The 12119-nt window shown below is 59.4% G+C and carries 10 protein-coding genes; all 10 read left to right on the top strand.

What is annotated here, in order from left to right:
- Window positions 1-6 precede the first annotated feature (6 nt).
- Entirely contained in the window at window positions 7-1524 is a 1518-nt protein-coding gene (locus H8F21_RS26925; RefSeq protein WP_203585687.1) for a sigma-54 interaction domain-containing protein, read from the top strand.
- A 96-nt stretch (window positions 1525-1620) separates the two neighbouring features.
- Entirely contained in the window at window positions 1621-1761 is a 141-nt protein-coding gene (locus H8F21_RS26920) for a type VI secretion protein (protein WP_203543750.1), read from the top strand.
- 17 nt (window positions 1762-1778) lie between these two features.
- Window positions 1779-2966 (top strand): type VI secretion system-associated FHA domain protein TagH, encoded by a 1188-nt coding sequence (gene tagH / locus H8F21_RS26915; protein WP_203585686.1) that lies wholly within the window; start codon window positions 1779-1781, stop codon window positions 2964-2966.
- Between the two features lie 5 nt (window positions 2967-2971).
- Complete coding sequence (gene tssJ / locus H8F21_RS26910) at window positions 2972-3472, top strand: type VI secretion system lipoprotein TssJ (protein WP_203543752.1); 501 nt, start codon at window positions 2972-2974, stop codon at window positions 3470-3472.
- A gap of 2 nt (window positions 3473-3474) precedes the next feature.
- Entirely contained in the window at window positions 3475-4806 is a 1332-nt protein-coding gene (gene tssK, locus H8F21_RS26905) for a type VI secretion system baseplate subunit TssK (protein WP_203543753.1), read from the top strand.
- A 5-nt stretch (window positions 4807-4811) separates the two neighbouring features.
- Window positions 4812-5711, top strand: coding sequence for a type IVB secretion system protein IcmH/DotU (icmH, locus tag H8F21_RS26900; protein ID WP_203585685.1), 900 nt, complete (start codon window positions 4812-4814; stop codon window positions 5709-5711).
- A complete protein-coding gene (gene tssM / locus H8F21_RS26895; protein WP_203585684.1) occupies window positions 5695-9219 on the top strand; it encodes a type VI secretion system membrane subunit TssM in 3525 nt (1174 codons plus the stop codon). Before icmH ends, tssM begins: the two co-directional genes overlap by 17 nt.
- Window positions 9219-9947 carry a PP2C family protein-serine/threonine phosphatase gene (locus tag H8F21_RS26890; protein WP_203585683.1) on the top strand — a complete coding sequence of 243 codons (729 nt, stop codon included), beginning with the start codon at window positions 9219-9221 and terminating at the stop codon, window positions 9945-9947. The genes tssM and H8F21_RS26890 overlap by 1 nt, the downstream gene beginning before the upstream one ends.
- Window positions 9944-10957, top strand: a complete 1014-nt coding sequence (locus H8F21_RS26885) for a serine/threonine-protein kinase (protein ID WP_203585682.1) — start codon at window positions 9944-9946, stop codon at window positions 10955-10957. Before H8F21_RS26890 ends, H8F21_RS26885 begins: the two co-directional genes overlap by 4 nt.
- Window positions 10958-11052: 95 nt before the next feature.
- On the top strand, window positions 11053-12119 hold a 1067-nt coding region (tssI, locus tag H8F21_RS26880), incomplete at its 3' end, for a type VI secretion system tip protein TssI/VgrG (protein ID WP_203585681.1).

Here is a 12119-nt window from a genome sequence, read left to right as displayed (position 1 = left end):
GGTGCGATGTTCACGCGTGTCGCTCAGCCGCTGATCTATGCCGAGGCATTGCTGGCGCAGTTCGCCAGCCTTTCGCGAACGACAAATGTCAGTACTCTGCTGCGTGAGTTCGTGCACGGAGCAGCTGGGCTTAGCGGCTGCGAACTGATTCAACTGTATGTGCTGGACGCCACCCATACGCGACTGCATCTGAGCGCTGAATACCTCGACGCCATACCTTCGCCTCCAGACACGGCGAGCTTGCCGGTGGATTACAACGGCGAGCAACTGCTGCAGTTCGCACTATGCCAAAACCGCGTGGTGAGCATAGTGGGTTTGAGCGACAGCGTGCATGAAACCAGCTTTTTACCCGCCAAGGGTAAACCCTGGCAGTCCTTCTTGTGTGTACCGCTGCTTAACAGGCAGAAGACCGTTGGCGGCTTGCTTTTATGTGCCAGCCGACACCCTGTCGATCTGAAAGGCTTCGCCGATTCCCTGGGGCAATTGGGATCGTTCGTGCTGACGCAGTTGGCCCTGCTGCAGAGTCTGAGACAGCCGGTCGGTCACCCAGCACCTGCAACCAACACTGCGGTTGGCTCCAGTGGATATGGGTTGATTGGCAACAGTGCAGCGATGCGCGAGACCTGCCAACTGATCAGCAAGGTGTTGCACAGCCCCTACACGGTGTTGCTGCAGGGTGAGACGGGTACAGGCAAGGAACTGGTGGCGCGTGCCATCCATGATTACGGTCCGCGCCATACCAAGGCTTTTGTCGTGCAGAACTGCGCAGCCTTTCCGGAACATCTTCTGGAGAGTGAGTTGTTCGGCTATCGAAAAGGCGCGTTTACCGGTGCTGACCGTGACCGCCAGGGCCTGTTCGACTCGGCCAATCACGGCACCCTGGTGCTGGACGAAGTGGGTGATATGCCGCTGTCACTGCAGGCCAAGCTCTTGCGCGTACTGCAGGAAGGCGAGATCCGCCCGCTAGGCTCCAATGACACCCACAAGATCGACGTACGAATCATCGCCGCTACCCACCGCGATCTGGCGGTACTGGTCAGCGAAGGCAAGTTTCGCGAAGACCTGTATTACCGCCTGGGGCAGTTTCCGATTGAGTTGCCGGCCTTGCGCGAGCGCGAAGGCGACATTCTTGAGCTGGCCCGACACTTCTCGGATAAGGCCTGCACCTTCCTGCAGCGTGAGCAGGTGAGTTGGTCGCAGGGTGCCCTCGATCATCTCTGCGGTTACCACTTCCCAGGCAACGTTCGTGAGCTTAAAGGCTTGGTGGAACGGGCAGTTTTGCTCTGCGATGGCGCAGAACTGCTGGCTGAGCACTTCTCCCTGGGGGGGCAGCCGCCAGCGCAAGAACAGGGGCTCAATTTGCGCGACCGACTGGAGAAGGTCGAGCGCCATTTGCTACTCGATTGCCTGCGCAGGAACGACGGCAATCAGACCCAGGCGGCCCGAGAGCTGGGTTTGCCCCGACGTACGCTGCTGTACCGCCTTGGCCGACTCAACATCAATCTTGGCGACTGCGATGACTAGCCTGAAACGCCTTCTTCAATCGTCACCGTTCCATTTACGCAGTGGTGTCGGCAATTGCCGCCGTGCTGCGCCTGGCCTATCTCTGGAGATTCTCTGATGCCTGTTCGTCACTGGTTAGCCGTCCTGCTGGCGTTGCTCGTTCTCAGCAGCCTTGGCGGTTGTAGCGGCAATTACAAATTCAACGACAACACCTATCGCCCATTGGGTGATCCGCAAGCGCTCAATCGCGGAAAGTGACTGTAAGGAGCACCACTATGGATCTGGTTTTCGAAATGCTCAAAAGCAAGCAGGGCGTGCCTCCGGCGTTGAGCAGCAAAACCTTCAAACTTGCGGGCGGTGTGATCGGGCGCAACGAGGACTGTGACTGGGTCATCCCTGACAAGGAGCGTCACGTGTCAAATCATCACGCCACTGTCACCTACCGCTACGGTTCTTTCTTTCTCACCGATATCAGTCGCAATGGCACCTTGTCCGGCGAAAACGGTGCGCGGCTACGTAGGGGCGAGCCGCAGCGAATCGAGCACGGCAGCGTCTTTGTTCTCGGTGACGTCGAGATTCGCGCGCGGCTGGTGCGGGATCCGGCCACCTTTGCCACTGAAATTGGCCGACCTCAGGCAGCAGGCAGCGTTATTCCTGATGATGTATTTCTCGATCCGCTCAACGCCCTTGACCATCAGGAGCGAGCCTATGCGCAATGTGATGATCTGCAAGCTCTGGACATACCCATTCAGACGCCACCACAGCAGGCGGACTTTGCGCTTATCGACATGGAAAGCCTGCATCTTCCGCAGCTGATAGCACAGCCTGAAAGGCCAGCTCCCGTTGAGCCGATTGCGCGGGAGCGCCAGCGAGAAAGCTTCTGGGGGCATCTGGGTACCGCGCTGGGTGTGGATCTCGAAGGTCTCGATGATGACAGCCGCGAAGCCCTGGCAATCAATGCAGCGCACCTGCTCAAGCAGAGCATCGGCGGCCTGCAGCAGAGTCTGCGCACCCGTAGCGAGCTCAAGAGCGAGATGCGCCTGGCGTTGACCACAGCGCAAGGCAATAGCACAAACCCGCTCAAGTCTGTCGCGGATGCCGGTGAGGTGCTGGGCGTTCTGCTGATGGGCAAAAAGCCCGGGCAACTGTCAGCCGAACAGGCAATTTTTCAGGCCCACCGTGAGCTGCAGGCACATCAGGTGGCGCTGCTGGCAGCGAGCCGTGCGGCACTTCTGGGCAGCCTCGAGCATTTCTCGCCGCAACAACTGAAGCTGCGCTTCGAGCGTGACGCCAAACCGTTGCTGGTCACCGCCGGCAGCCACTGGCGGGCATACAACCGCTATCACCAGGATCTGTGCCAGGACGACGACTGGAGCGAGCGCCTGCTCGCGCGGGATTTCGCCAAAGCCTATGAGGAACAGATCCGCCTGATTTCCACCCTTCACGCAGGACACCAAGGATGATGCGCATGTCTGGTTGCTCGACCCTGTTACTAAAAGCACTGGCGGTACTGGCAACCTTGCTGGCCCTGGCGGGTTGCTCGGCGCTGTCACCGTATTCGACTCTGACCAAGCTGAACCTGAGGCTGACTGCAAGCGATCAGCTCAACCCCGATCTTAACGGCCGCCCCTCACCGATCGTGATACGCCTGATCGAACTCAAGCACCCGGTAGCCTTCGAGAACGCTGACTTCTTTAGCCTTTATGAGCGCGCCAAGGAGTCCCTGGTGCCGGACTTGGTGGCCAGCGAAGAGTTGGAGCTGCGTCCAGGGGAAACGGTTGAACTCAAGCTCAGCGTCGACAAGGGCAGCCGCTACGTTGGCGTGCTCGCGGCTTATCGCGATCTCTCCGAAACGCAATGGCGCTATGTGGTTCCGCTAAGCCCGGTGGCGCTGACGTGTGCCGATCTGATCCTCGACCAGCGCGGCATCGGCAGCCGCAGTGCGTCACTCATCAATGCGGATGAATAAACATGAACTTGCACAAAGTCATTTGGCAGGAAGGCATGCTGCTGCGCCCGCAGCACTTGCAGCATAACGATCGCTACTACGACTATCAGATGAAGGCGCGCACTCAACTGCTGGGTAGCTTCACCTGGGGTTTGCTTGGGTTGGAAATCGACCTGCATTTTCTCGACATGGGCAAGCTGGTCATCAGCCAGGCTTCCGGCATCCTGCCTGATGGCAGTTTGTTCGAGCTGGATGGCAACACCAATCCGCTGGCCCTCGATGTGCCGCCCAACACGGGTAAAACTTCGGTATACCTGGCGTTGCCGTTAGTCACCGGGAACCACATCGAGTGCCGTCGTGCTGAGCAGTCCGACGTGTTGGCGCGCTATACCGCCTACGAGGTGCAAATAGCCGACTCCAACGCCGGTGACGACGCCAGCAGCCAGATCAGCTGTGGCCGACCAGACTTTCGCCTGTTGCTGGGCGAACAGCAGAGCGACCAGGCCTATGTAAAGCTCAAGCTCTGCGAGATTCTCGACACCACCCCCGATGGGGTCATCAGCCTAGACCCGGACTTTGTCCCGACCTTCATCCACACCCACGCCTCAAGCTATCTGCTGGCGTGCTTGAAAGAAGTGATCAGCATGCTCAGCCTTCGGGGCGACACCATCGCCGAGCGGATACGTTCGAACGGCAAGGTGGGAGGTGCCGAAGTCGGCGATTTCATGATGCTGCAGTTGATCAATCGCACGGAGTTGCTGCTGCGTCATTTTCTCGATCTGGAACAGCTTCCGCCTGAGGCGTTGTACCGCGCGCTACTTACGATGCTGGGCGACCTCGCCACCTTTGCCTCTGACAGCAAGCGACCTAGGCTGGACAGCCGTTACCAACATAGCAACCAGGGCGCAAGCTTTCGCAAACTGATGGAAGCGATACGTCAGGTGCTATCGATGGTGCTCGAACAGCACGCCATCGAGCTGGAGTTGCAGCCGCGTCAGTACGGAATTTTGGTTTCGGCATTGCACGATCACACACTCTTGAATACGGCTTCGTTCGTGCTCGCTGCCAGCGCCAATTGCGACTCCGAAGAGTTGCGCCATCGCCTGCCGGCGCATCTCAAGGTCGGCCCGGTGGAGCGTATTCGGGAGCTGGTCAACCTGCACCTGCCGGGGATCAAGATAAAGCCGCTGCCGGTAGCGCCACGGCAGATCGCGTTTCACGCCAACAAAACCTATTTCATTCTCGAACTCAGTTCTGAAGACCTGGTGCAGTTGGAGCGTTCCGGTGGCTTCGCCTTCCATGTTTCTGGCGAATTTTCCGAGCTTGAACTGACATTCTGGGCCATCAGGAACTGACCAACATGAGCAAAGACATGGAACAACACCAGGACGACAAAACCGTCCTGCTCGACCGTCAGGGCCAGGGCCCGGCGCAGGGTGCGCTCACCGATTTCGAGGCGCTGCCGCGCTTCGAACAACTGGAGAATCGAATAATCTACGCCGCGCGCCTGCGCCCGGCTGAAACGTTCAACATCAGCCTCAATGCATTGGTGGCGGCAGCCTCCGACCTCTTGTCGGAGGTGGTGCGTCTTAAGCATGACGCCAATGATGAAAGCCTTCACGACCTGAACGATCGCCTGACCGCAAGTTTGAAATTGTTCGATCTGCGCGCACAGGAGAATGGCGCGCAAAGCAGCCAGGTAATGGCTGCTCGCTATGTGCTGTGCACTGTGGTCGATGAGGCGGTAGTTACCGCCAAAGGCAACAAGGAAAGCGAGTGGTCGCAGATGAGCCTGCTTAGCAGCTTTCACAACGAGACATTCGGTGGCGAGAAGTTCTTCCAGCTGTTGGATCGGCTATCGAAGAATCCGGTCAAGCATTTGCCAATGCTGGAGTTGATGTACCTGTGCATGTCCCTCGGTTTCGAGGGCAAGTACCGGGTGATTCCCCGCGGCACACTTGAACTTGAAGACATCCGCGACTCACTGTACCGGCAGATCCGACAACTGCGTGGCGATGTACCGCGCGAGTTGTCACCGCATTGGCAAGGGCTCCGGGACAAGCGGCGCGGCCTGGTGCGAATTGTGCCGGTATGGGGGATCGCGTTGTTCACCGTGGCTTGCCTGGTCGTGATGTATTCGGGGTTTGCCTGGGTTTTGGGTGAGCAGCGCGACAGCGTCCTGCGTCCTTATCAGCAGCTTGACCCTTCGTGGTCCAGCCCCAGCCGTAAATCAGAGATGCGTGATGAAAAATTTCTTTAAAAAAGCCGCTGCGATCCTGTCCAGGACATGGGTCTGGACACTGGCGCTGGTGCTGTTGGTGGCACTGCTGGTGTGGGGTGTGGGGCCACTGCTGGCGGTCAACGATTACAAGTTCTGGGAGAGTGCCAGCTCGCGGTTGCTTAGCATCAGCGTGCTGTTTCTGTTTTGGGGCCTGGCTATGGTCTTCGCCAACTGGCGCGCCGGCATCCGCAAAAAAGACCACGACGACAGTGAAGACGGCCAGTTGCGCTTGCGTCGTGAAGCGTCGATCGATAAAGAACAGAAACTGCTGCGCAGCCGCTTCAACGAAGCAGTGCGCACCCTCAAGACATCAAGCCTGTATCGCGGCCGCAGTGAACGTTGGCGTAACGATCTGCCGTGGTACCTACTGATTGGCCCGCAAAGCAGCGGCAAAACCAGCCTGCTGGAGTTTTCCGGCCTGGATTTTCCGATCAACAAGATCGAGCGCAAGCTGACGCGCGACACCTTCGGTACCCGACATTGCGATTGGTACTTTGCCGATCACGGCGTGCTGATTGACACCGCCGGCCGCTACCTGAGCCAGGAAGACCCGGCAGTCGATGGCAGCGCCTGGAACACCTTGCTTGAGCTGCTGCGCAAACGGCGTCGCGGACGTCCGCTCAACGGTGTGTTGGTGAGTATTCCAATGGACGTACTCATCAGCGGCAATGAAGACGGCCTGAGAGTCATTGCCGATCAAGTACGTGCCCGTCTACAGGACATTCGCCAGAAACTGCACGTTGACGTGCCGGTTTACCTGGTACTGAGTAAAGCCGATCGGCTGCTGGGGTTTAACGAATCCTTCGATCAGTTGACCCGCGAGGAAAGCGATCAAGTATTCGGCAGCAGCTTTGCCAAGGAGCAGAACGGTGCTGACGTGACCATGCTGCGCCAGCAGTTCGAAGAGTTGCTGCGACGCCTGAACAGTCAGGTGATCATGCGTATGCACCAGGAGCGCGATACCCAACGCCGGGGCCGGATCCTCGACTTCCCGCATCAACTGGGCCAGATCGGCGAGCTTCTCTGTGTGTTCGTGGATATGGCGTTCACCGGCAACCGCTACCAGCAGGCCAGCCAGCTACGCGGCTTTTACCTGACCAGCGCGCCACATGTTCCGGAGAAACCGGCGCAAAACCCCAAGGGCGACGACGCCCGGCCAAGTGAAGGCGCCGATGCCCTGCCAACATTGCGCAGCGGGCCCTCACGATTCATTCATCACCTGATGAGCCGGGTGATATTTCCCGAGGCTGACCTGGCCGGCCTGGATAAACGCGAACGCAAGCGCATTCACTGGGGGCAGCGTGCGCTCTACGCAGGCGCATTGGCTGTATTGGCCTTGTTCGGCGTGATGTGGGCGCAAGGCTTCTCTGCCAACCATGAGCGGTTGCAAAGCCTGCGCTCACTGGCACAGACCTGGACCCAGCAACGTGAAAGCCTCAGTGCGCAAGACGATGCGATGGCAGCGCTCAAGGTTCTGGATGCCAGCTTCGACGCCTCCAGCGTTTTTCCGGCCTCGACCGATGTTGCGCTGTACGAACGTGTCGGCCTGTATCAGGGCGAAAAGATCAACCCGCCGGTACTCAACGCTTATGAGCAAGAGCTGCAAGCACAGTTGCTGCCACGGGTGGCACAAATGCTGGAAAACCAGATTCGCACCAACCTGCGTGACCGCGACCGCTTGCTCAACAGTTTGCGGGCGTACTTGATGCTGAACATGGCTGATCGTCGCGATCCTGCCTGGCTCAAGGATTGGGTGGCCAACGCCTGGTCGACGCACTATGCCGGCAACACCGAAGTGCAGAACGACCTGAATGGGCATTTCCAGCGCCTGCTCAAACTTGACTTCAGCTACCCCGTCAACGATCCGTTGGTTAGCCAGGCCCGTCAGGTGTTGCGCAGCGAATCGCTGGCCAACGTGGTGTATCGGGTGTTGCGCGAGCAGAGTCGAAGCCTGCCGGAGTACCGCCTGAGCCAGCACCTCAGGTCGCAAGGCAATGTGTTTTTTGGCACTGACTACACCATACCTGGCTTCTACACCCAGCAAGGTTACCAACAGTACTTTTCGGTACAGGGGGCGGCACTGGTCACGGATATCCTGCGTGACAACTGGGTGCTGGGTGAGGGCAGCGGTATCAGCGGCATGGACCTGCGACGCCTGAGGGTGGCGCTGGAACAACTGTACTTTCGCGACTACGCCAACTATTGGAGTGAAGCGGTCGGCCGGGTTGGCCTGCAACCTTTCAATGATGCGGGCGAAGGCGCCGCACAGCTGGCGGCGCTGACTTCAGCCGACTCGCCGATTCTGCAACTGCTTGTGGAAGTCCGTGAAAACACCCGCTTCCAGGCGCTCGCCGAAAGCGCTGAAGATGTAGTCGCTGCAGCCGACACGGTGAACGTGGCGTCGAGCACGGTCACAGCCGCTGCAGCGGTTGCCGGAAAGGCTCAGCAAGCCCTGGCCAGCAAATTGCCGGACACCGCAAAAAACGCACTGCAACGGCGATTCGAGACGTTGCACCGTTTGCTCGACGACAACAACGCTCCCGCGCCTGATCTGAGTTTGGCGCTGCAGGCGCTGAACGACCTGCAACTGCAGTTGGCGAGCCTGGCCCGTGCCAACCTGCCTGAGCAAAGCGCATTCGAAATGGCCAGGGCCCGTATGAGCGGACATCGCGATGCGATCAGCAACCTGCGCAACGCCTCGGTGCGCTTGCCACGCCCGGTAAGTGCCTGGTTCAACGTACTGGCGCAGGACACCTGGCGCCTGGTACTTGGCGACGCCTATCAGTTTCTCAACCAGCGTTATCAGAGTGAGCTGTACAGTTTCTACGGCAAGGCCATTAACAAGCGCTATCCCTTCAGCGCCCACAGCACAAGCGATGTCGCCATCAACGACTTTCGTGAGTTTTTCAAAGCCCAGGGCGTTGCCGAGCGTTTCTTTGAAGCCTACATGCGGCCGTTTGTCAGTGGTGATGCAGGCAGCTACCGACTGCGCAGTATTGACGGCCAAAGCCTGGCGGTCTCCAGGCACTACCTCAACCAGATGGCGGCAGCCCATGTGATTCGGCGCAGCTTTTTTGCTGAGAATCCGGCGCAACCGCAGGTGCAGTTCAAGCTCGAGCCTTACACCCTCGATCCTGCCGTCAGTCGTTCCGAGTTTCGCTTCGGCGCCCAGGCCTTGGAATACCGCCATGGCCCCATCATGCCGGTGTCTTTCCAGTGGCCAACCGATGCCGAAGATGGTCGAACCAGCCTGGTGCTGGAAAAGATGTCCGCGCGTCCTATCGGCATCGAGAAGAACACCGGCCCTTGGTCGTTGTTTCGTTTGTTTGACCTGATGCAGACCGAATACCTGAGCGGTCGTGACGTGCTGGTGCTCAAGGCCGAGGTGGGCGGCCTGCGCGCCAACTACCTGCTTATGAGCCAGCGCACACCGAATCCGTTCGACATGGACGTGCTGCGCAGTTTCCGTATGCCGGAGCAGCTCTGATGCAGCTTGCCAGTGCTTGGCGCAGTGCCGCGCGCACCGACCCTGGCAAGGTTCGGGTGCGCAACGAAGACGCTTTTCTCGATTGTCCGCAGCGGGGTCTTTGGGTGGTCGCCGATGGTATGGGCGGGTATCGGGGAGGTGATATTGCCAGTCAGTTGATCGTCGCAAGCCTGGCTGACTTACCGGCTTACAACTGCTTCGATGAGCGTCTCAAAGGCCTGCGCGAATGCCTGCACTGGCTCAACTGGCGCCTCGGCCAAGAGCTCACAGTGACTGCCGACCGACGCGACAGCATCATTGGCAGCACCGTGGTTGCGCTGTTGCTCGAAGGCAACCGCGCTGCTTGTGTCTGGGCTGGGGACAGCCGCTGTTACTTGTGGCGTGGGCAACGGCTTTACCAGTTGACCAAGGACCACTCGCTGCGACAGCAACTGGTTGATGAGCAAAAGATGAGTATCGCGCAGGCAAAAGCCCATCCGCAGGCCAACGCCCTGACCCGCGCCGTTGGCGCGAGCGAGCAACTTACCCTGGGCGTGCTGGAGCTGAAAACCTATCCGGGCGATGCCTTTCTGCTCTGTAGCGACGGCCTTTACCAAGGGTTGGCCAGCGATGTCCTGGGCAAAGCCTTGAACCTGCCTTCGCCGCAGGCCGCGTTGAAGCACCTGTTCGACGGCGTGTTGCATGGCGCGGCACGTGACAACCTGACGGCCGTGGTGATTCGCCCGTGAACGAGCTGCATGTGGGGTTGGGGGAGGGCAGCGACGAAGCGCTCAGCGACCCGACGTACTTTGCGTTCGCCAGGACCAGCAACGCAGCGGGCAATATAGTGGCCCTCGAAGACAAGCCTGCAGCACCGCTGGCGCAGCTACCGCAGGTGCTGCTGGGCCGCTATCGCCTTGAGCGTCTGCTGGGGGCGGGGGGGATGGGCGCTGTCTACCGGGCCCGGGATCTGCTGCATGAGCAGTTCGGCGATCCCGATCCTTACATCGCGATCAAGCTGTTGAGCGATACCTTCCTTGAGTCGCCAGATGCCAGTGCCTTGCTCTACAGCGAATTTGCCCTGACTCGGCGCTTGCATCACCCGAACGTGGTCCGGCTGCACAGTTTCGAGGTGGACACCCATTGCCAGCGTGCCTTTATCACCATGGAGCTGATGCATGGCCTGACCCTGGACAAACTGCTCTGTGAACACCCTACGGGGTTGCCGTGGCATGAGGTGCGTGATGTGGCCTTGCCGCTGCTCGACGCCCTGGCTTACAGCCACACGTGCGGCGTACTGCATGGCGACCTGAAACCAAGCAACGTGATGCTCAGTGAGCGCGGCGTGCGACTGTTTGACTTCGGTCTTGGCAAAGCCGAGGAGGGCGCGCTGCCTAGGTTGGCGCAATTGAGCCGCAGCCAATTCAATGCCTGGACACCCAGCTATGCCGCGGCAGAACTACTGGAGGGCGGCGCGCTGTCGGTCCGTAGTGATCTGTACGCGCTGGGCTGCGTGATCTATGAGCTGGTGTGTGGAAAGCACCCGTTCAAGCGCTTACCCGCCACCCAGGCCCGCGATGAAGGTCTGGACCAAACGCTAACCAGGCCCCGTGGCTTACCCAGGCAGTGCTGGCCTGCGCTGCAAAAAGCGCTGAGTTTTGACCCCTGCACACGCCTTTCCAATGCCTCCCAGCTACGCGCTGCATTGGCGCGGCCGACGTCGAGGCTAAAGGGTTGGCTAGCGAGGTGCCGGCTATAAAAACCGCGAACTCGGACACCATGCAGCCCACCATTTCTCGGTTGGGTCAGGTGGCCTGTTGCTCACTTTTACTCACTCAGCTCAAGGACTAGCCCATGTTCGCGTCGGCCAATACCGCGCAGTTCGAACTACTCATCCCCTCGGTGCGCAACGACTTCAAGGTACTGGCGTTCGAGGGCAGCGAAGCCATCAGCACCCTCTACGCGCTGCGCGTTGAACTGGTCAGCGAGTACCCCAACATCGAACTGGAAAGTTTGCTCAACCAGCCAGCCTTCCTGCGCTTGGGCTTGCGCGGTGAAGGGCTTCACGGGTTCATCGACGATGTGGCGGTGGGCGAATCGGGCAAGCGCCTGACGCACTATCAACTGACCCTGGTGCCGGCGCTGCACTACTTGCAGTTCAGCTACAACGCACGCATTTTCCAGGACATGGACGTACCGCAGATTGTCACCCAGGTCCTCAAGGGCCATGGCATCCAGGCCGACGCCTTTACCTTCAATATCACTCAGAGCCCCAAACGCGCCTATTGCACGCAATACAATGAAAGCGACTTCGCGTTCATCCAGCGGCTGTGCAGCGAAGACGGCATCGCCTGGCATCACCAGCACAGTGTCGATGGCCACCGATTGGTCTTCAGCGAAGACCAGACCTACTTTCCCAGGCTCGGCAGCACGCCTTATCAGCAAGGCAGCGGCCTGGTCGCGGACGAGCCGGTGGTCAGCCACTTTTGCCACCGTGTCAGAACCCGAACCAGTGCGGTGACGCGCCGCGACTACGACCTGCAGCGTCCCAGTCGCTTGCTGCAAAGCCGCGCGAGCGCCGAGTTCAACCCAGTGCTGGAAGACTATCGCTATCCATTGCTGCTCGAAACACAAAAGCGCGGCCAGCAACTCACCCGTCAGGCCCTTGAACGCCACCGCCATGACTACAACTTGGCCGAAGGCAAAAGCGATCAGCCAACATTACGCAGCGGCCATTTTTTCACCCTCAGCGACCACCCGCGCAAACAGCATAACGACCTGTGGCTGTTGCTCGGCGTGACGCATGAAGGCAAGCAACCGCAGGTGCTTGAAGAGTCGATCAGCAGTAACAGCCAGGCCGCGGACGGCTTCACCCAAGGCTACCGCAACAGCTTTCGCGCCATTCCCTGGGACGCCATCTA

Source organism: Pseudomonas arcuscaelestis (assembly GCF_016881005.1).
Taxonomy (GTDB): domain Bacteria; phylum Pseudomonadota; class Gammaproteobacteria; order Pseudomonadales; family Pseudomonadaceae; genus Aquipseudomonas; species Aquipseudomonas arcuscaelestis.
Note: the sequence above shows the minus strand (reverse complement) of the source record. Positions and strands in the feature narration are given on the sequence as shown.

Coding starts and splice junctions, on each gene's coding strand:
- H8F21_RS26925 (WP_203585687.1), top strand. CDS start 7: ATGTTCACGCGTGTCGCTCAGCCGCTGATCTATGCCGAGGCATTGCTG.
- H8F21_RS26920 (WP_203543750.1), top strand. CDS start 1,621: ATGCCTGTTCGTCACTGGTTAGCCGTCCTGCTGGCGTTGCTCGTTCTC.
- tagH (WP_203585686.1), top strand. CDS start 1,779: ATGGATCTGGTTTTCGAAATGCTCAAAAGCAAGCAGGGCGTGCCTCCG.
- tssJ (WP_203543752.1), top strand. CDS start 2,972: ATGTCTGGTTGCTCGACCCTGTTACTAAAAGCACTGGCGGTACTGGCA.
- tssK (WP_203543753.1), top strand. CDS start 3,475: ATGAACTTGCACAAAGTCATTTGGCAGGAAGGCATGCTGCTGCGCCCG.
- icmH (WP_203585685.1), top strand. CDS start 4,812: ATGAGCAAAGACATGGAACAACACCAGGACGACAAAACCGTCCTGCTC.
- tssM (WP_203585684.1), top strand. CDS start 5,695: ATGAAAAATTTCTTTAAAAAAGCCGCTGCGATCCTGTCCAGGACATGG.
- H8F21_RS26890 (WP_203585683.1), top strand. CDS start 9,219: ATGCAGCTTGCCAGTGCTTGGCGCAGTGCCGCGCGCACCGACCCTGGC.